13 protein-coding genes are annotated in these 21,040 nt (G+C 40.1%); 5 read left to right on the forward strand and 8 right to left on the reverse strand.

What is annotated here, in order from left to right:
- Nucleotides 1-20 precede the first annotated feature (20 nt).
- The 3 genes from ES765_RS12395 (at nucleotide 21) to ES765_RS12405 (ending at nucleotide 12,012) form a co-directional block, all read left to right on the forward strand.
- Complete coding sequence (locus tag ES765_RS12395) at nucleotides 21-2,393, forward strand: GumC family protein (RefSeq protein ID WP_138114641.1); 2,373 nt, start codon at nucleotides 21-23, stop codon at nucleotides 2,391-2,393.
- 222 nt (nucleotides 2,394-2,615) lie between these two features.
- On the forward strand, nucleotides 2,616-11,462 hold the full coding sequence (locus tag ES765_RS12400; protein ID WP_138114642.1) for a putative Ig domain-containing protein: 8,847 nt from the start codon (nucleotides 2,616-2,618) through the stop codon (nucleotides 11,460-11,462).
- 238 nt (nucleotides 11,463-11,700) lie between these two features.
- On the forward strand, nucleotides 11,701-12,012 hold the full coding sequence (locus ES765_RS12405; protein WP_212744236.1) for a tyrosine-protein kinase family protein: 312 nt from the start codon (nucleotides 11,701-11,703) through the stop codon (nucleotides 12,010-12,012).
- A 7-nt stretch (nucleotides 12,013-12,019) separates the two neighbouring features.
- On the opposite strand, the gene ES765_RS12410 is transcribed toward ES765_RS12405, so the two are convergent.
- The 8 genes from ES765_RS12410 to ES765_RS12445 form a co-directional block, all read right to left on the reverse strand.
- On the reverse strand, nucleotides 12,020-12,760 hold the full coding sequence (locus ES765_RS12410) for a tyrosine-protein phosphatase (RefSeq protein ID WP_138114643.1): 741 nt from the start codon (nucleotides 12,758-12,760) through the stop codon (nucleotides 12,020-12,022).
- A gap of 137 nt (nucleotides 12,761-12,897) precedes the next feature.
- Nucleotides 12,898-13,260, reverse strand: coding sequence for a type II toxin-antitoxin system HigA family antitoxin (locus ES765_RS12415; protein ID WP_138114644.1), 363 nt, complete (start codon nucleotides 13,258-13,260; stop codon nucleotides 12,898-12,900).
- 4 nt (nucleotides 13,261-13,264) lie between these two features.
- The gene (locus ES765_RS12420; protein WP_138114645.1) at nucleotides 13,265-13,561 is read right to left on the reverse strand and encodes a type II toxin-antitoxin system HigB family toxin; all 297 of its coding nucleotides are present in this window, start codon (nucleotides 13,559-13,561) and stop codon (nucleotides 13,265-13,267) included.
- A 182-nt stretch (nucleotides 13,562-13,743) separates the two neighbouring features.
- The gene (locus tag ES765_RS12425; RefSeq protein WP_138114646.1) at nucleotides 13,744-14,199 is read right to left on the reverse strand and encodes a DUF6730 family protein; all 456 of its coding nucleotides are present in this window, start codon (nucleotides 14,197-14,199) and stop codon (nucleotides 13,744-13,746) included.
- Between the two features lie 4 nt (nucleotides 14,200-14,203).
- On the reverse strand, nucleotides 14,204-15,064 hold the full coding sequence (locus ES765_RS12430; RefSeq protein WP_317131415.1) for a relaxase/mobilization nuclease domain-containing protein: 861 nt from the start codon (nucleotides 15,062-15,064) through the stop codon (nucleotides 14,204-14,206).
- Nucleotides 15,065-15,069: 5 nt separating this feature from the next.
- Nucleotides 15,070-15,366 (reverse strand): mobilization protein MbpA, encoded by a 297-nt coding sequence (gene mbpA / locus ES765_RS12435; RefSeq protein ID WP_138114648.1) that lies wholly within the window; start codon nucleotides 15,364-15,366, stop codon nucleotides 15,070-15,072.
- A 128-nt stretch (nucleotides 15,367-15,494) separates the two neighbouring features.
- Complete coding sequence (locus ES765_RS12440) at nucleotides 15,495-16,373, reverse strand: toprim domain-containing protein (protein ID WP_138114649.1); 879 nt, start codon at nucleotides 16,371-16,373, stop codon at nucleotides 15,495-15,497.
- Nucleotides 16,370-16,657 (reverse strand): helix-turn-helix transcriptional regulator, encoded by a 288-nt coding sequence (locus tag ES765_RS12445; RefSeq protein WP_138114650.1) that lies wholly within the window; start codon nucleotides 16,655-16,657, stop codon nucleotides 16,370-16,372. The genes ES765_RS12440 and ES765_RS12445 overlap by 4 nt, the downstream gene beginning before the upstream one ends.
- A gap of 751 nt (nucleotides 16,658-17,408) precedes the next feature.
- Here ES765_RS12445 and ES765_RS12450 point away from each other — a divergent pair.
- Together ES765_RS12450 and ES765_RS12455 are read left to right on the forward strand one after the other, a co-directional pair.
- The gene (locus ES765_RS12450) at nucleotides 17,409-18,512 is read left to right on the forward strand and encodes a DUF4249 domain-containing protein (protein ID WP_171017295.1); all 1,104 of its coding nucleotides are present in this window, start codon (nucleotides 17,409-17,411) and stop codon (nucleotides 18,510-18,512) included.
- 31 nt (nucleotides 18,513-18,543) lie between these two features.
- Nucleotides 18,544-20,946, forward strand: coding sequence for a TonB-dependent receptor (locus tag ES765_RS12455; RefSeq protein ID WP_138114652.1), 2,403 nt, complete (start codon nucleotides 18,544-18,546; stop codon nucleotides 20,944-20,946).
- Nucleotides 20,947-21,040 lie beyond the last annotated feature (94 nt).

Here is a 21,040-nt window from a genome sequence, read left to right on the forward strand (position 1 = left end):
ACCCAATTTAATAGTATGCTATGAGTTTTTCAGAAAAAAAAGAGGATATAAAAAATATCATTAACACTTATTCCAAACATTGGAAATGGTTTGTGCTCTGTGGCCTATTGGCCTTAATCTTTGCCTATAGTAGTATACGGTATACGACTCCTGAATATGCAGTTCAATCGCAAATACAGATTGTACAAGAAAAAAATTCAGGAAATGAAATGAGTGCCTTTCAAGATCTTAATATTTTGGGGGGTTCGTCCAAACAGGTGGAAGATGAAATTGAAATCTTGAGGTCTAGATCTAATTTTATCGAAGTCGTAAAGGAATTGGGTGCCAACGTTCAAATTATGGCCATAGGAAATATCATAAATTCGGAGGTATATAATAATCCCCCTTTAAAAATTAATTTTATTGCTGCAGATTCTATCATTAGCAGTGCTCGGTATGAATTTTTTATTGAGTTTTCTTCAGGGACTACTTTCGGGTTTACTGAAAATGAAGATGTACCCTCGAAAGTCTATTCTTTTGGGAATGGGATTTCAACCCCCATTGGGGATATGGTCATTACCCCAAATGTGAAGGATATTAAAAGTTTGACCGGCAAGAAATTTAAGGTATCTATACGACCCGTAGAGGATGTGGCACGCGCCTTAAAGCTGGCAGTTCGAATTTCCGCAACCGTTGAATATTCGAATATTGTAGATATATCGATGACTAGTGCCTTACCCGAAAAGGCCAAGGATATTATCGACGAATTAATAGAAGTTTATAATAAAAATGCAACTGAAGAAAAACGACGGATTGCAGACACGACTTCTGAGTTTATTAATAACCGAATTCAATTAATTTCTGGAACCCTGAGTTCTGTGGATAAAGATGCACAAGAATTGTTAACCGAAAAGGGAATGACAGGATCTGGACTTGAAGTAGGTGCAGCAGTACAAGTGAGTGCAGGTAGTCGGCAAAATTTAGAAAATGCCAAGGTACAATTACAAATGGTTAGTGGATTAAAAGATTATGTTAATGGTGAAACCGGATATGATGAAATGCCTGTTGTAGATGTTGGTAGTGGTGCATTAAGTCAGGCTACCATACAATATAATACCCTCGTGGCTGAGCGGAAACGGTTGTTAAAGAGTTCTAATGAACAAAACCCGATGATTGTTAATCTTGACGAACAATTGGATGGCATTAAAAACACCATGCAATCAAGTTTAAATTCGCTGGAACAAAATGTTGGGCTGAGCGTAAATACCCTTCAAAACCAATTAGGACGAATTCAAGGAACTATTTATTCTGCACCCGAAAACCAGCGAGAATTGCGTAATATTACCCGTAAGCAGGAAACAACAGAATCCCTATACTTGTATCTTTTGCAAAAAAGGGAGGAATCACAGATTGCATTTGCTTCGGCTTCTCCTAAATCCAATATTATAGACAGGGCTTTTATAGCGAGTCCCATTCCGGTAAAACCGAAAAAACAAATTACCTACTTAGCGGCTTTGATACTAGGTTTATTACTTCCCTTCGGTGTAATTTATGCGAAAGATCAGTTAGATACTAAAATTCATAATAAGCATAGTCTAGAGGCACTGACTAATGATGTACCGGTATTAGGGGAATTACCTAGGTTATCTAAAAAGGACAGTAAAATCATCATCAATGACGACCGTTCCGTTTTAGCGGAAGCTTTACGTATAATAAGGACCAACCTAGACTTCTTAATAAAAACCAAGCGGGCAACCGATAAGAATAAAAATAATGTGATTTTTGTTACGTCTAGTACTCCCGGTGAAGGAAAAACCTTTGTTTCTACGAATCTTTCTATGATTTTAGCAAGTACGGATAAGAAGGTGCTATTGGTGGGTGCGGATATTCGAAACCCAAAATTATATTCATTTTTTAGTGGTGCTTTCGTAGATAAACTAAAAGCGCCAACACGGAGCAAGGATGCTGGATTTACGGAATATTTGCTAGACGAATCTATTACAGTTCAAGATATTATTCGACCTATGCTTGTATATAATAATACCGTTGATGTGATTTATTCAGGTAAAATTCCACCGAATCCGTCTGAATTGTTAATGAACCATAGGGTCGAGACATTACTGCAAGAAGTTTCGGAACTGTATGATTATGTAATTGTTGATACCGCACCAATAATGGTAGTGAGTGATACCTTATTAATAACGCCCTTCGCCAATCATATCATCTACGTGACCAGAGCAGGCGTAACTGATGAAACCGCCGTAAAATTCCCACTAAATCTACGGGGTCAAGGAAAATTGAAAGGGGTTTCATTTGTAGTAAACGATGTGAGCTTAGATAACTTGGGGTATGGGGGTAAATATGGCTATGGGTATGGAAAAAACACAACAAAATGGTGGGATATTTTTTCTTAGAATATACGTTTCTTCAAGTCCCACACCATTCGTAGTAGAATATTCAGATAGTAATACCTAATTAGAATCTTCGCACTAAGTCAAAAATATTTAAATATAATTTTAGTAATTTTTAATGCGTTTAATCGAGTAATCTAGCTAATAAGCGAATATGATTCCTGAAAAAAGGATTGAAAGACCACATTTAGTAAATTTATACTTTAATAAATACCTGAATTTGCCATGTTTAGAAATTATTTTAAAACTAAAAAGAGTTCATTTTTACTTCTAACATTAGTAATTGGATTATTTATAAATATTGATTCGTCCTTTGGGCAGATTAATTTTTCACAGTCCGCTCTTACTTTTGAAAATGGTGATGTGGGTGATGGAGTTACTTCATTGATGTACGGTCCTGATAGCCGCTTGTATGTTGCGGAGTATACTGGAGCCGTAAAGATTTTAACGATTCAGCGAAACGGACCTACAAATTATGTAGTTACGCAAATAGAGGAGCTGGATGGTATCCAAACGATGGCAGATCATAATGATGATGGGAGTGAATTTTTAAGCACGACCCGAGAAACAATTGGCCTTACGGTAGGAGGAACTGCTATAAGCCCTGTTATTTATGTTTCCTCTAGTGATATTCGTATTGGAGCTGGAACAGGAGGAGGTAATGGTGATGTTGGATTGGACACTAATTCAGGAGTTATTACTCGTTTTAGTTGGAATGGAAGTTCTTGGGATGTGGTAGACCTTGTTAGGGGGCTGCCTAGGTCAGAAGAAAACCATGCGACCAATGGTTTAGAGTTGGTCACTATTCAGGGTGTAGCGTACTTGGTCGTTGCACAAGGCGGGCATACCAATGGAGGCAGTCCTTCGACGAATTTTGTAAATACATGTGAATATGCGCTATCTGGCGCCATACTTTCAATGAATTTAGATATGTTGAATAGCATGCCAATTATTGATGATAATGGTCGCAGTTATGTTTATGATTTACCTACACTGGATGATCCAACACGTGATAATGTAAATGGTATTACTGATTCGGATAATGCTAGTTATACAGGATTAGATATTAACGATCCCTTTGGAGGTAACGATGGTCTGAATATGGCCATTGTGGACCCTAGCGGACCGGTACAAATTTTGTCTCCAGGTTACCGTAATGCTTATGACCTTGTGGTGACGCAAAGTGGTGCCCTATATGTCACGGACAACGGCGCCAATCTTGGTTGGGGAGGACTTCCCTTTAATGAAGGAGGGGGTTCGGTAACCAACGCCTATGATCCTAACGAGCCAGGGAGTACTAATAATCTTTTATATGGTGAACAAGTAAACAATAAAGATCATTTACAATTGGTCACTACAGATTTGCAGAACTATACGTTTGGTAGTTATTATGGGGGGCATCCGAATCCTGTTCGCGCAAACCCTTTTGGTGCAGGTCTTTATACAGATAATATCAGTGACCTTGGCACAACAGGAAACCCTGTTTGGCGCGACAAGTTGTATGACCCCGATGGTACGACACCAAACTCTACAACAGATCCCAATAGTGGACTTCCTGCGAACTGGCCTCCAGTTCAAACGGCTAATACTATAGAAGGAGATTGGCGCGGTCCAGGAATCGGTAACCCCGATGGTCCCGATGACGACCCTGTGGTTGTTTGGGGAACCAATACGAACGGTATAGATGAATATACGGCCAGTAACTTTGGGGGCGCCATGAAGGGTAACCTTTTAGCAGGCACCAATGGTGGCGTGATACGTAGGGTAGAACTCAATGATGCCGGTGGATCAGCCAATTTCACCGCGTCCTTTCTTTCAGGTATAGGGGGCAACGCATTAGGCATTACGTCGAACGGTGATGATGAAGTATATCCAGGTACGATATGGGCTGGTACTCTTGACGGAAAAATAGTGGTCTTTGAACCACAGGAAATAGTTAACTGTATAGCTCCTACGGATCCTTTATATGATGCTTTAGCAGATTACGATGACGATGGTTATACCAATCAGGACGAGGAAGACAATGGTACGGACCCTTGTAACGGGGGTTCTCAGCCTGCTGATTTTGATAAGACACAAGGTGCGCCTTTGGTTTCTGATCTGAACGATACGGACGATGATTTTGATGGTATTTCAGACGCATTGGACCCTTTTCAACTCGGAAATTCCGAGCAAATTGGGAGTGATGCATTTTTGCTACCGTTAAACAATGCGCTGTTCAATGACCAACAGGGCCTAGGCGGCATTTTCGGTCTGGGTATGACGGGATTGATGAACAATGGGGACACTGGTGCAAACTGGTTGGATTGGATTGATCGTAGGGACGACCCCAACGACCCCAACCCGAATGATGTCCTTGGAGGAGCTCCCGGTATTATGACCTCGCACATGACCTCAGGTACGGCCCTTGGGTTGACCAACTCCCAGGAGAAGGGGTATCAATATGGGATACAGACCGATATAAATACCGGTGTTTTTACAGTAGTAGGAGGTATGAACGGTTTTACGGGACCATTACGCCTGTATGGCAATACTGCCGCAGTGGGAGGTGAATTGGGTTTTTTCATAGGTGACGGAACACAGTCCAACTATATTAAGTTTGTGGTAACTGTTGATGGATTCATTGTACTTCAAGAAACCGATGATATTCCAAAAAGCCCTCTTAACATGCCTTTGCCTATTGGCGATAGGCCAAGTGGTGACCTGTTTTTCTATTTTGTGATAAACCCTTTAACGGGCGATATAACCATGCAATACGCTATTGATGGAGGTGCTAGAACTAGCGTAGGTACCATTACCGCCCAAGGGTCTATATTGGATGCGATACAGCAGTCAAATTCTGATCTTGCTGTAGGGTTCATCGGCACCTCTGGAACTGATGGAGTTGAGTTAGAAGGAAGTTGGGATTTTTTGAACGTGCTTGATGAAAAACCAATTGTAGTCGAGAATATATCAGATATAAGGAGATTATTGAATTCTGCGGATGATGTTTTAGATCTTAATATTTATTTTGAAGATGATAATGGTGATGGTAATCTATCGTATGCCGCAAGTAGTAGCAATCCACTCATCGGAGCAGTTGTCAATTTAAATGAGCTGACAGTGTCCTATCCATCAACTGCAGAAACGAGTGTAATAACGGTTACTGCAATAGATTCAGATGATAATTCTGTTGAGCAGTCATTTTTGGTGGAAGTTACAGGCTCCCCTATAGTATTATATAGAGTGAATACAGGTGGGCCTAAGTTAACGAGTGTTGACGGAGGATTGGACTGGGAAGAGGATACAGTTGCCAATAATTCGCAATATCTTATTGAACCGGCAGGTAATAAATTTTTTGCTTCTACTATTTCTAGTTATACCCCAGCTGTAAATTCGTATACGACCCCTTCACAAATTTTTGAGTCTGAACGCTATGATAATCAGGCTGGTATTCCCAATATGACCTACTCGTTTCCAGTAGCGGTATCTGGTAATTATGAGGTTAGAGTATACATGGGGAATAGTTTTGCCGAAACTTCAAACCTTGGAGAACGTATTTTTGATGTAGAACTAGAAGGTAATTCTTATCCGGAGTTGAGTTCAATAGATTTATCAGGTACCTATGGCCAAGAGGTGGGGACTATGATTACTTATATTCTTCCAGTATTGGATGGAATTATTGATATAAGTTTTATACATGGAGCTATTGAAAACCCATTAGTAAATGGGATTGAGATATTGGATGTTTCGGACAATCAAACACCCATATATGTTCATGGCATAGAAAATCAAATTAGTAATGCAGGGCAGCAACTTAATGGTAGTTTTGGGGTACAGGCTCTTGGAGGAGATGGTAATTTAACGTTTTCGGCAACAGGATTACCTTCTGGGGTTACTATAGAACCAACCAATGGTCAAATAGGAGGCACCATAGATGAAACTGCTATTTTTGGAAGCCCGTATAGCGTAACCATAACAGTTGATGATAGTGATGCTGATGCAGATGATCAGAAAACTCTTGCGTTTACATGGACTATATTTGATGCATTCTCCTTTAGAATTAATGCCGGAGGACCTTCAATTTCTGTCACAGATATAGGGTCTTCATGGGAGGATAATTCAGTTAATGGCCCACAAAATGGGGGTAATTATGCTGTAAATACGGGAACTAATACAACAGCAGGGTTAGACTTCAAAAGGAAAGACGCTTCAATTCCCGCTTACATTAATCTAGCTATTTTCGATGCAATGTATGGCAATGAAAGATATGATGTTGCTGCGGTACCTGAAATGGAATATGCGCTACCTCTAGACAATGGAGATTATTTAGTTAATATATATCTAAGTAATAGTTTTGCTGGAACAGATCAAATAGGAGAGCGTGTTTTTGATATTTTGATAGAAGGTGTTATTGAAGAAGATGATTTAGATCTAATAGCTAAGTTTGGTCATCAAGTGGCTGGAATGGTATCTTATCCTATATCTGTTTCTGATGGGGAATTGAATATTAGTTTTGCCCATGAAATAGAAAATCCGGTAATCAATGCTATAGAAGTTTTTAAAGTAGATAATTCGAATCCTATATTAAGTTTGGATACTATTTCAGATCAATCCAATGATACCTTTGATACAGTATCCATTGCAACAAGTGCTGTTGGTGGTGACCCTAACGAAATAATTAGGTATTATATGACAGGGCAGCCAGATGGCCTTGTGATTGACGAATTAACGGGTGAAATAAGCGGTAGTATTACATCAAATGCCTTGACTGGGGGGGCTAATGGAAATGGTGTCCACAGTGTCACCGTTACGGTTTTAAAACGGGGCTCCTCTCCGAGCAGTGTAGTATTTACATGGACCGTTATTGGTGATGGTCTTTTTTGGACAGACCTTGATGAGAACGAAAACTATACTGCCAGGCACGAAAATTCGTTTGTGCAAGCAGGAAATAAGTTCTATTTGATGGGGGGCAGGGAAAATGCCAAGACCATAGATGTGTATGATTATACAAGTAATACCTGGGCCTCCTTGGTTGATTCATCACCCTTTGAGTTTAATCACTTTCAAGCTACGGAATATAAAGGACTGATATGGGTAATAGGAGCCTTTCAGAACAATGTGTTCCCTTCCGAAGTACCTGCGGACCATATTTGGGCCTTCGATACTTCTACCAGTGAATGGATACAAGGGCCCGAAATACCAATGGGTAGAAGACGTGGATCTTCCGGGCTTGTGATTCACAATGATAAGTTCTACATTGTTGGGGGTAATACCATCGGCCACGACGGGGGATATGTCAACTGGTTTGATGAGTACGACCCAGCAACAGGTATTTGGACACCTCTAGTAGACGCGCCGAATGCAAGGGATCATTTCTCGGCTGCTGTCATTGATAATAACCTATACGCTACAGGGGGAAGACTTTCCGGAGGTACCGGAGGGGTTTATAAGCCTACTGTTCCAGAGGTAGATGTTTTTGATTTTACGACAGCGACATGGAGCACATTACCGGCAGGCCAGAATATACCGACACCAAGGGGAGCTGCTTCAACCGTAAACTTTGACAATAAGTTGGTGGTTATTGGGGGTGAGGTACTAAATGAACTAGTGTACGGTGTGAACACTGATGATGCATTGAAGATTACCGAGCAATATGATCCAAGCACGGGTACATGGAGCCGTTTGCCGGACATGAATTTTGAGCGTCATGGTTCACAAGCCATAGTATCTGGACAAGGTATCTTTACTTTGGCGGGTTCTCCCAAACGAGGCGGGGGTAATCAAAAGAATATGGAGGTCTTTGGCATTAATTCTCCTCAGGGTTCAGCCGTTGTGGCCAGTGATTTGAACGCTCCAAGTTCAATATTGATTGCAAGTGGCACAACCGAGACCATAACACTGGACGTAGTTGGCGGCAATGTGGCTAAGATGATCCGTTCCATACAGTTGGGTGGCCCCGACGCAGCAGATTTCAGTATCGTAGCCGGATCGCTCTCCAATGCGTTGCTCAATGCGAACACTAGTTATGATATTGTGGTACAGCTAAACAACGACATAGGGAATAAGAGTGCTATCCTTACTGTAAATTACGGGGCCACCTCGACCTTGAACATTGCACTGTCCAATACAGAGGACACAGGTCTTTCGGTGGCCAATCCTGGGACGCAGAACAATAACGAGCAAGATGTGGTATCTCTTCAAATAAATACTACTGGGGGTACGGGTCTTACCTATGGTGCTACAGGACTTCCTCCAACGCTGAGTATTGATTCAAGTACGGGTTTAATATCCGGAACGGTATCCGATGGTGGAGCAGGCGATGGTTCCTTTATGGAAGAAAACGGACTGGTGGTTGTAGAGGCCGAATCTGGCAATTCGGCTGGCTGGGGCACTACCGCATTGGACGGTGCAACCGGCATCATAGCCAACACGAATAGTTTCACTAATCAGAATGGTAGTACCATACCTTATCAAATTACCATTGGTACTCCAGGGGTCTACAGATTTAACTGGAGAAGTTTATTTAGTGGGACTGATCCCACGGAGGAGAACGACAACTGGCTTAGTTTCCCAAACAATGATGATGTATGGTTCTTTGGGTTAAAGGGAACCCCGACCAATGAGGCAGCGATTATTAATAATTTACAAGGGGCACAGACGAATATTGTTTTTCCGGGAGGGACGACTAGACAAACTGCAGCAACGACACCCGAAGGATCTAGTTCCAACGAATATTTTAAGATATATAGGTCCGATGGCACCTCTGAGAGTTACAATTGGCAAGCGCGGACCAGTGACAATGATAATCATGAAATATATGTATGGTTTGTCAATCCAGGTACTTACACCATGGATATCTCAGAAAGGTCATCAGGCCATGCTATAGACAAGTTTGCATTGTATAAGGTGGATACTTTTGGAGCTACTTATGATGCTAATTTATTGACAAATACACCTCAGTCTCCCCTTGGAGGTGGGGGAGCAGGGGCTGCGGATAACGGTCCCTATAACGTAGAGGTTACGGTCGTTACTGGAGAAAATCCTCCGACCACCGAAACCATAGAGTTTATCTGGAATATCGGACAAGTAGGAGATCAAGCTCCGGTTGCCGTTGCTAGCGCAACTCCCTTAACCGGAAATGCTCCTTTACAAGTACAATTTACCGGTAGTAATTCTACGGATGCTGTGGGAGTTACCTCATATTCCTGGAATTTTGATGGTGGTACACCAGATGTTTCATCTGCAAATCCTTCACATACGTTTATGGCTCCTGGTGTTTATAACGTTCAGTTAACTGTTGGAAATGCTGCGGGATTGACAAATTCTACCCTCACAACTATTACAGTGGAAAGTGGAGTAGTAAACCAGGCCCCAGTGGTCACGAATCCAGCGGAGCAGAATGGAGTAGAGGGTGATGTTGTTTCGCTACAGGTTGTGGCTAATGATCCAGAGGGCGATGGGTTGACCTATTCGGCTACTAACCTTCCTACCGGACTTTCGATAGATACGGCATCGGGATTAATAAGTGGAACCATTACTATGGGTGCTGCTACCAATAGTCCTTATGCAGTTGATATAACGGTAACGGACGACGGTACTCCTTCGGAGCTTACCACGGTGTCCTTTACCTGGAATGTAACGGATGTTCCTGTGAACTTGGCCCCAGTGGTCACGAATCCAGGGGAGCAGAACGGAGTAGAGGACAATGTTGTTTCGTTACAGGTTACTGCAACGGATCCGGAGGACGATGATATGACCTATTCGGCTACCAATCTTCCTACCGGACTTTCGATAGATATGGCAACGGGATTAATAAGTGGAACTATTACTATGGGTGCTGCTACCAATAGTCCTTATGCAGTTGATATAACGGTAACGGACGACGGTACTCCTTCGGAGCCTACCACGGTGTCCTTTACCTGGAATGTAACGGATGTTCGGGTGAACTTGGCCCCAGTGGTCACGAATCCAGGAGGTCAGAACGGAGTAGAGGGTGATGTTGTTTCATTACAGGTTACTGCAACGGATCCGGAGGACGATGGTATGACCTATTCGGCTACCAATCTTCCTACCGGACTTTCGATAGATATGGCAACGGGATTAATAAGTGGAACCATTACTAGGGGTGCTGCTGCCAATAGTCCTTACGCAGTTGATATAATGGTAACGGACGACGGTACTCCTTCGGAGCCTACCACGGTGTCCTTTACCTGGAATGTAACGGATGTTCCTGTGAACTTTGCCCCAGTGGTCACGAATCCAGGGGAGCAGAACGGAGTAGAGGACAATGTTGTTTCGTTACAGGTTACTGCAACGGATTCGGAGGACGATGATATGACCTATTCGGCTACCAATCTTCCTACCGGACTTTCGATAGATATGGCAACGGGATTAATAAGTGGAACCATTACTAGGGGTGCTGCTGCCAATAGTCCTTACGCAGTTGATATAATGGTAACGGACGACGGTACTCCTTCGGAGTCTACCACGGTATCCTTTACATGGACCATAACGGATGTTCCTAGTAATCCAGCTCCGGTTGCCATTGTTACTTCTAGTGTAGTTTCAGGAACATCACCATTGACTGTAACCTTTACGGGAAGTAATTCTACTGATGATAAGGAAATCATTTCCTATATGTGGGATTTTGGAACAGGGGATACTTCATCAATTCCTAATCCGGAGTATACTTTTGAATTTGCAGGTATATTTGAAGTTAACTTAACCGTAAGTGATGAAGAAGGGTTGACTGATATAACCACTTTAATCATACAAGTTGAAGAGAATGAAACATTTGATGCCACAATGGACAATATGGTAATTTCCCCTAATCCTGCAAGTGAATTTACTAAAGTGTATATTAATTTAGAAGTTCCTGCACCACTTTTGGGCATTTATGTATATGATTCTAGTGGACGATTGGTCAAACAATATGATTATTTTGAATCTTATAATGTAAATGTAAATGCAAATGCAAATGGAAATTATGATATATTTGTTGGTGATTTGAGAAATGGAATTTATACTGTCTATGCTTACATCACTGATACATCAGAGCCCTTGGTGAAGAAAATGATTGTATTAAATTAGTTATAATAGGATTTTGCATATGTAGAGTTGCACGGGAGACATTCTAAGATTGGCAGTTTTATTCATATATGTTTATCCTGAAGTACGATAATGTTTTTTAAAAGCGGGATTTCCTATTCAGGATTTCCCGCTTATTTTATATTTTGGTTTTAAAAAAAAGTCACGAATATGGTATTTTTGCAATACTATTGATGTTGTTTATTCTGGTAAAATACCGCCAAACCCAGCTGAATTATTGATGAGTAAACGTGTAGAGGAGTTATTAACTGAGGTATCCGGACTTTATGATTATGTCATTGTAGATACGGCACTATTGATGGTCGTTAGTGATACCTTATTGCTTACGCCATTTGCCAATCACATAATTTATGTTACTAGAGCAGGGATTACCGATGAAATTGCTATTAAGTTTCCACTTGATTTGCGGGATTCGGGTAAATTAAAGGGCGTTTCTTTTGTCGTAAATGATGTGAGTATAGATGATTTGGGCTATGGAGGAAAGTATGGTTACGGGTATGGTAAAACAAGTAAAAAGTGGTGGAAGTTTTAACCCAAATTTATTTAAAATTATACGTCGTTTTTTGTAGTATAGGTTTTAGATAGTGTAGTGTTTTAGTGTCAATGCGTAGCTTTTTTAAGCTTTCTAATTGGGATACCTTATGAACGTCACTGGCAGCAAAGTCTATTAGATTATTTTTTAATAGCGTTTTTGCTACCTTTTGAACTTCGGTTCCATAATAGTCTCCTAACGACAATAAATTCAATTGAAACAACAATCCTTTTTTCTTAAGACTTTTGTATTCGCCAAGCCGGTTGTGTAAATAGGCATACCGTTCTGGATGCGCAAAAATGGGAAAAAGACCTTTATTGGTTATTTTAGTAACCGCTATATCAAAATTTAGAGACGGTTGTAAATAGGACATTTCAATTAATAGATAGCTTTTAGACAGCGGCAGTATATTTTTCTCATCTAAAAGTTTTTCAAACCCCGAATCAATCATATGCTCAGCAGCAGCATTCACATTTATATAATCCAAATTATTCATTTTTAAACCATTTTTAAGAAGCGATAATGATTTGTTTATTGTGGTTGGATTATTGGGATAATAGTTTTCCATAATATGTGGAGTGCAAATAAAATCTGTAACTCCAAATTCAGCAAATCCTTTTATCAGTTCAATAGATTCGTCAACAGTCTTAGCACCATCATCTATTCCTGGCAAAATATGATTATGAATATCAATGAAGCCTTCTAGATGATCTATTAAAAAATGTTTTTTAGTAAAAAAGCTAAACATACGTCGTAAGTAATTTTGTTATTTGCCGATACAGTATCTTCTTATCCCTGTAAACATTGGGGTAGGGGCGTTCGAGGTGGAAAATAGGTGAAAACTTTTAGTTTCTTTTGATAAGATGATGCTTTCCTTATAGATTGTTATTGCAAAATTATATCACTATCGATGTTCAATTTTTGATGCAATGCTTTGGCAACATTCAAAGTAATCTCTCTTTTACCGTTCAAATAATCGCTTATTCTTGAGGCACTGGTATTTAAGAGAGCAGCCAGATCTTTTCGCTTTAGACCCATTTCGAACATACGTAATTCAATCATCTCCTGTAAGGTAGGCAAACCTATTGGAAAATGAATCTCTTCGTATTTTTCGATGATATCGCTAATCTTTATAAACTCTTGAGCTAAAGGGTCCTCCGTTGGTGTATTGTCATTTACAACATCTATCAATTCTTCCAAGCGAAGATTTGCTTTGACATATTCCTCGTGTGTTATTGTTTTTTCCATAATCCTATAACTTATCTATATTCTTTATTTTGTCATAATCTCGGTGATTTCCAACCCACCTAATCAGGACTTTCTTAAACTTAAAGCGAACTATAGCTACAACTCGGTAATGGTTTCCCTTGACATTAAAAACAAATCGACCATTGCCGACACTATCTGCTGTATTGAAGGTGTTCTTTAAATCGGCAAAACTATCCCATTCTGCCTTGTTTGCTTTTTTATACCAATCTTGCAAGGCCACTTTAGCATTGGTTTCTTTCGAAAAATACTCCCTTAGCTTTTTAAATGAAATGACATGCACTAGCTCTGCTGATTAATTAAAACGTAAAGATAAGATGAAAATTACATATATGGTTATTTATTTTCAAAAATTGTAATATTTTGCCCCAAATCTTACCAAAAACTTACCTGCGCGTGGATCCTGTCCGGTTTTTGTAGTGTTCCGGCAGATAAGCGTCAAGCAAAAACCGGATAGGGCGCAATCTACTTTTTGCTTTTGGGTTCTCGCCATTCTTCATAGCGTGCGCTTGCCTCTGGGCTGGCCTCGAAAAATGCCCTGAAATGCCCGACCGCTTTTTCTTCTCCCTGCCCATAAGCTTTTTGCTTTAGTTCAGAAATTCGGGAAACCTTATAAATGGAGAAACCCAGCACCAAAATTATGCTGACGAATAGTCCACAAAATAGCTTTATCGCCCATTTCGGAATCGTCATGGACTTTTTAATGTAGAAGACCACGTTTGCCATCAGTTTGTGTTGGTCGTTAATGGCCTTTAGCTGATCGTCATTATACCGCTTTAGAATAAAATCGATGTCCGCGGTGTCGGGCTTGATTTTGTAGTTCATCAAAAAAGCCTGAAGCTCTTCCATGCGACTGACCGAGTTTTCAAACTCTTTAATTTCCTCCGTTAGTAATTCCGCTATTTCTTCTAGTTTTGCCATAATTTCATATTTCCATTCCTAATCCAATTGTTTTTTTGATGGCCAATTTAATCGCCTTTTGCGCAATGTTCGCTGCCAAGGTGGGAGATACCCCTATCGTTTTGCCTAATAGTAGCATGGTGTTTTCTTTACCAATTTTTTGAGCGATATTTTTATAAAAACCCATTCGCTCTGCTATTCGTCCTATTGACATGGAACGATGAACTTCACTTCCCTTTAGGTTTTGGCCTTTGTATGCAAAGCGAAAACCCCGCAGCTGATTTGATTTGTTAATGCTAGGAATGAGTTCAACACTCCTCTGTTTCATGAATTTTATATATTGGTCAAAATCCTTGGGTTTAAGTTCCGTAATAACCTTTTCATGGATTTGCTGTATTTCCTGTCTTACATTTTTTATTTCGTTCAATTTCTCTTGTTGTACTTCCCGTACCGTGGTCAAACCCATTTGCTTTGCCACCTTTTCAGCTGCCTGTTGGCTTCGTTTTCCCACATAGTTATCCTTGTAAGCTCTGCCATCAAAACCAATACGGTTTACATACAAATGAATATGTATATGGCTTTTATCTTGGTGTACAAAAGCAATCGCCTGTCGTTCTTGTAATTTCATTTCTTTGATGAACCTTTCCGTAATTTCCTTTAGTTCTTTTTCTTTCAATTCTTGTCCATCTTCAATGGTTGGGCTAAGCACAAAACTCAAGGTGTTTTTTTCACATCTATGGTTTTGCGATTGTATGATCTTGAATTCCTGAGTAATCTCTTTGGGATTGTCCCCTGCCAAATGTTCGCGGTAGACCACTTTAGCATCTTTCTCTTCGTTCCAGCCATATCCCATAGAGGCTCCTGTATGCGATATGGATTTTCCCATGCCTATCATTTTTTGAAATTGTAAAGATGTTTCCGTATTTCGTTGGCCAACTGGATCACTTCATTAGCTAGTTTCGGATTTCGTTTTCGGTACATATTGCCGATTCGCTTAAAGTTGATTTGATACTGAACCAGTAACTTATACACATCAATTTGTTCATCGGAAAACCGTTCGACAATTCTAATATCAAAAGCGGCACGGCGACAATATTCACTTATGGAAAGTCCGCTCTTTTTGGCTTTGATTTTGAGCAGCTTCTTCTCATAAATAGAACACCGAAATTGTACAAACTCCTTTTTCACTTTAGTTATTTTAATTGTAGTATTATCTGTTAATTCCTTTATCGGAAACTCGGTTACTAGTTCCTATTCTTTTGCGACCAACGGGAGAAAAAGCAAGATTTGTCATGACAATGACACATCTTGAATTCTTACTCAGATGGGTTTTCATCGCTATATTTGGTTTTATCTTTTCTTGCGATATACATCTCATTTATATCTTTGAAATCTTTATATAAATAGGATTTGTCTTTGCAGTATTTATGATTTTGCATTAACCAATTGGTAGCATCTTTGCCTGCTGTATCATTATCCAGATACAGTTCAACGTCCTTGAAAAATTCTATAAACGGCATAGCTTTTTTAATAAAGGATAGGGAGTTTAGAATGAGGAAAGACTTGTTATCATGACAAAAATTTGTGACCGTTAAAAAATCAAACATTCCTTCCGTCACTACCAATTGACTACATCCGTTGGACAGAAATGTACTATCCTTTGGGGATGATGAACTCTTAAAATATTGATTACGAAGTTCCCAACCACCGGAATCGTTCTGCAGTCCAATACCGAAATAATGGTTCCCTTTACAGGAATAATGAACTTCCTTGCAATACTTTTTAGCGGTTTCCAGTTTTACGTTCCGTTCGTTCAGATACGTCTTAAGACCATAATGCCAAATGGAATTAACACTTTTGACAATCAAGCTAGTATTCTCGGGAGGCACAAAATGTTGCGGGTGAAAAGAAAAAGAGGACGGTATATCCGACAGGAAGTGTAGTGCATCAAGAATGCGGCAGTCGTAAAACCGGACGACCAAATCTAGTACATTTCCTCCAAAGCCTGCCCCGTGGTCGAACCATAGATTTTTGACTTTCGACACCTTAAAAGAGGCATGGGTTTCCGGCCGGAACGGACTTCGAAACCAAGCTTCTTTAGTGTTTTCCTTACATGGAAAATGTCCTGCTTTAGCCATTGTTTTAACGATACAAACTGCACGGACTCTTTTCCAGTCAATTTTTTCCCGATTCATCTATGCCTGTTTTTAAAGGTGTAGTTCAGCGCTTCGGTCTCGATTTCCGACCTTGACTTTCTTTCATTCTGTAAAAGCCATGTATTGAGTTTGACCTTTTCAAAGAACAGCATTTTGCCGTTGGGTTTTGAGTGCGGGATATTTCCTGAGGCCGTCAGTTTGTATAGATAGCTTCTCGATATTCCGGTATAGTCACTGGTTTCCTCAAAGGTGAGTACTTCCTTATTGGCTATTAAAAGCCGTTCTAAACGATCAAGTCGTTCTAGGATTAAAAAATTGTCCATTTGTTTCTTTTTAGGGTTTCGAAATGAACAAAAGCGCTTTTGTTTTCTTTTGAAGAATTCTTAAGATAAAGGTAAAGTAAAGGAAGGGTGGAAGCTTAGTTTTTCAGTTTTATTTATCCACAATAATCTGATATACAATTACTTATATTAAATGAATTTAAATGAATTCAAATGTGATGTGCTAATTTTGATTTGGTTTCAAATGGCTTTAAATGGGATCACTTGATTTTTGTCAAATATGAAAGAATTTTGAGTTATCAACAATTTCAAATCGTTAATTACGAAAATGTTAGTTAAAAAAAGGTCAATTTTAATGTTTTTAAGAGCAGTCCAGTACATAAAAATTGCTTGAATCAACTTTTCACTCTGATAATGAATAAGATACTATAGATTTTTCCTTTTACCGAACTTTAGGAGTTCACTTGCCAATAATATGAACACGTCCCGTAACCAACTAATTTAGTTTTTTTCTATATTCCTTTATCTTCATTTCTCTAAACTTAAGTTATGGTTGTTTTCAATTTAAACATCAAGTTAATTCATAGATATATCGGTTCAAAAGTGACACCATATCGTACCTCTCAAAATAAGTAATAAGATTTTAGTTTAAAGTCTCCGTTATCATTACGTTTAAAGCTAAAATTAATTTAGTATATTCTCCATGATAATTATTTTGAAATGCTTAAACGGAATGATAAAAACTTGTGTAGAAAATTCTGGTTTAATACGTCTGAGTCTATTTCTCTGTATTATGCAATTAGGTTGCATAGACCCCGTCGCCCCCGAATTTCAATTTGAAGACGATTTGACTATAATCGAAGGTCAAGCAAGTTCAACCGTTGGCTCTTCGTTTATCAATATTCAGAGGACCAGTAATGAATTCGGCATATACAGAAACATATTTCAAGAAGGGGCCATAGTCACTTTTGACAATCTCGACTCGGGGGAATCGGTGACTTTGCGAGAACAAATAGATACTTATGTTACGCCAGACGACTTTGCTGTCGCCACTGGTGAAACTTGGGAACTGAACGTCACTTTAACCGACGGTAGCACCTACAAGTCCTTGCCGGAAACGGTAATCGCCCCAGTACCCTTTGACGATATATCCGCTACATTTGAAAAAGAGCTCTTTTTCAGGGAGGATTCAGGAAAATTCGTGCCAGGGCACAGCATAGCAGTAAGTTTCAATGAACCTGTAGCAGACAAAAATTACTACCTCTGGCGATTTCGTTCTTTTGAGAAACTAATTTTATGTAAGGTTTGTGATAATTCCATTTTTAGAAATGGGGATTGTGAAAGGAATCCGCCACCACCAGCGGTTCTTCCTGTGGGCGTTCCTCGCAGAGCGCCATATTATACGTACGGTTGCGAAACACCGTGCTGGACCATTCGCTATAATGAGTCTATTGAAATTCTAGACGATAAATTTACGAACGGCACATTCGTCGAGGAGTATCCTGCGGCAAATATCCCATTATACACGAATGAAAATATTGTCGTTTCGTTAGAACAAATATCTCTGTCTTTTGATGCCTACCAGTACTACCGTAGATTACAGGATATTATCGATAATAACGGAAATTTCGATGCGCCACCACCTGCCGCTGTAATAGGAAACGTATTCAATGTAAATGACGATAAAGAGATGGTGTTGGGCCGATTCACGGCGGCTTCCAATACTGTCAAGTCAATTTTTATTGAACGGACGGATATATTGGATGACGAAGTTGACCCGCCACCGATATTTAGTTTTGAAACCGATCCTCCTATTGGAAATCCAATCAGTTTTGCCCCCTGTATAGAAAGTCGATTTAGAACCGGTACTGAACCTGAAGGATGGATTGGAAATTGAAAGGATAATCGATTACATAAATAGTTTATAAATGAATAGAAACTTCCGTAATATAGCAATATTGATTCTGTTTTACGGATATGTCTGCCAATCCCAAAGCTATGATCTTTCTCTTGAAACAACAGCGATGGGCAGACCATTGGCCAATACCCAGATTGCTATAGACCCATGTTCCTGTGGCGGACTTACCGACAATGAAGGCCTGTTTGCAATTTCCCTGCCAGCCAACAACTATAGCGTTACCATTACCTATATCGGTTTTGCAACCGAAGTTCGGGAAATTGAACTTAACAGTAATATATTTTTAGAAATTGAGCTCAAAGAGCAACAAGAAATGCTTTCAGAGGTCATCGTTAAGGCCAAGACACAGAACGAAAACCTTACCGTACCGCAAATGGGTGTTGTAAGGCTAACATCCAAAGAGCTAAAAAAGATTCCTTCGGCAGTAGGCGAATTTGATGTGCTTAGAGCAATGACCCTCCTCCCTGGGGTGAACAATGCCGGAGAAATCAGTAATGGTCTTACCGTACGTGGAGGTTCCCTAGATCAGAATCTCATTCTTTATGACTATGCCCCTGTTTTTAATCCCACCCATCTGTTCGGACTTTTTTCCGTGTTCACTCCCGATGTCATCTCATCATCCGATCTCTACAGAGCCAACATTCCATCCCGGTACGGGGGAAGGGCGACCTCCGTGTTAGATGTCAAGGTCAAGAATCCCTACGTGGATAAGTTGAAGCTTAGCGGAGGTATTGGATTGGTTTCCAGTCGATTAAATATCGAAACACCTGTTATTAAGGATAAATTAATGCTGCTGGCCGGAGTAAGGGCCGGCGTGACCGATTTTTTATTACCCATCTTTTCAGAGCGTTTAAACAATACCAAGGCCAAGTTCTATGATAGCACCGTGAAGCTACTTTACCTTCCTACAGAGAATGATCAAGTGACTTTTACCGGATTCTTTTCCAAAGACTTTTACCAGTTGGATTTGGTGACACCTGTACAGAACATAAATGCCGAGAGCAACCAATACGATTTCATGACCCTTAACGGAACCCTTAACTGGTCCCATAGTTTTGAGAATAATTCTAATTTAAGGACTATAGTGGTAGCTAGTGACTACAGTCCCAAAATTATATTTCCTGAGCGTGATAGCGATAACGAGGTCGAGTATAGCTCAAAAATCAACTATCTAAGTCTCATTTCGGAATTTTCAAAGAAACAGAGTCCTAATATGGAGTATTATCTTGGAGGGCAGGTCAACCGTTACAATATTGGCCCGGGTGCGCTTGACCCTGGATCAGCGGAAAACGTACTCCCGATTTCCTTGGAAAATGAAATTAGCTATGAATTCGCCGGCTATGGTAATGCCAATTGGACACCGATTAAAGCACTTTCCATTTCCGCGGGACTTCGTTTTAACCATTTTGTTCTTGTAGGGCCCTATACACAAAATACGTTCGACAATTTCAGTGGGGAGTTGTTGGGTACCACGCAATTTGAAAAAGGCGCGGGAGTAAAAACCTACAATGGTCTGGAACCACGACTGGGACTGAACTTGGAACTGGACGAAACTACATCGTTGAAGGCAAGCTACGCCAGACTGAACCAATACTTACAGAATATTTATAACAATACCACGCCCGTACCCACTTCTCGATGGAAGACCTCCGACCCTACAGTACTGCCACAGGTAAGTGATAGCTATGGCTTTGGAATATATAAGAATTTAAACAACAATGCAATACAACTTGGTCTAGAAGGATATTATAGAGAGGTGGATAATATTTTGACCTATAAGCCCGGGGCGGACTTCTTTTTGAGTGAAACCATAAACCGGGATCTGGTCCAAGGTGAAGGACAAGCATACGGTGCCGAATTCAGTTTAAGAAAACCTGAGGGTACTATCAATGGCTGGATGAACTACACATGGTCTAGAAGTCGTTTACGCTCCCAAATAGAGAAGCCCGGGGATAGAATCAATAACAATGAATGGTATGCCTCTGATTTTGACAGGACACATGTGTTCAACGCTACGATGAATATAGAGTCCAATCCTTACAATACCCTAAGCTTTAATTTTACCGCTCAGACCGGTAGACCTTATACCGCTCCCAATGGCGTTGTGGAAATCGAAGGTATAGATACACCGCTTTTTTTGGAGAGGAACAACGCGAGGTTACCTACATATCATCGACTTGATTTTTCATGGAATATCAGGGGTGTTAAAAGTGAAAGCAAAAGATGGTCCGGTGATTGGACCTTTACCGTTTATAATCTATATGCAAGAAGAAACCCTTACAGTATTTACTATACACAAAGGAACGGTGGGGAGAACGGTGAAATTTTTGGGGACAGTCCTCTTGGTGCTTTCGAGCTTTCCATACTGAACAGCCCTCTTGTCTCATTGACCTATAACTTTGTTTTTGATTGAACTAACTGATCATATTGATCAAAGGATACTTTCTTCTTAAAAGAATTAGGCTGTAGTTTAATATCAACGCAATATTAAACTACAGCCAACATTT

Origin of the sequence: Maribacter sp. ACAM166 (genome assembly GCF_005771495.1) — a bacterium.
Lineage (GTDB): Bacteria > Bacteroidota > Bacteroidia > Flavobacteriales > Flavobacteriaceae > Maribacter.

Excerpts from the sequence above, each read along its gene's own strand:
- ES765_RS12445 (WP_138114650.1), bottom strand. The coding sequence starts at position 16,657 with ATGGACAATTTTTTAATCCTAGAACGACTTGATCGTTTAGAACGGCTT.
- ES765_RS12450 (WP_171017295.1), top strand. The coding sequence starts at position 17,409 with ATGCAATTAGGTTGCATAGACCCCGTCGCCCCCGAATTTCAATTTGAA.
- ES765_RS12415 (WP_138114644.1), bottom strand. The coding sequence starts at position 13,260 with ATGGAAAAAACAATAACACACGAGGAATATGTCAAAGCAAATCTTCGC.
- ES765_RS12405 (WP_212744236.1), top strand. The coding sequence starts at position 11,701 with ATGAGTAAACGTGTAGAGGAGTTATTAACTGAGGTATCCGGACTTTAT.
- ES765_RS12425 (WP_138114646.1), bottom strand. The coding sequence starts at position 14,199 with ATGGCAAAACTAGAAGAAATAGCGGAATTACTAACGGAGGAAATTAAA.
- ES765_RS12395 (WP_138114641.1), top strand. The coding sequence starts at position 21 with ATGAGTTTTTCAGAAAAAAAAGAGGATATAAAAAATATCATTAACACT.
- ES765_RS12400 (WP_138114642.1), top strand. The coding sequence starts at position 2,616 with ATGTTTAGAAATTATTTTAAAACTAAAAAGAGTTCATTTTTACTTCTA.
- ES765_RS12410 (WP_138114643.1), bottom strand. The coding sequence starts at position 12,760 with ATGTTTAGCTTTTTTACTAAAAAACATTTTTTAATAGATCATCTAGAA.
- ES765_RS12455 (WP_138114652.1), top strand. The coding sequence starts at position 18,544 with ATGAATAGAAACTTCCGTAATATAGCAATATTGATTCTGTTTTACGGA.
- ES765_RS12430 (WP_317131415.1), bottom strand. The coding sequence starts at position 15,064 with ATGGGAAAATCCATATCGCATACAGGAGCCTCTATGGGATATGGCTGG.
- ES765_RS12440 (WP_138114649.1), bottom strand. The coding sequence starts at position 16,373 with ATGAATCGGGAAAAAATTGACTGGAAAAGAGTCCGTGCAGTTTGTATC.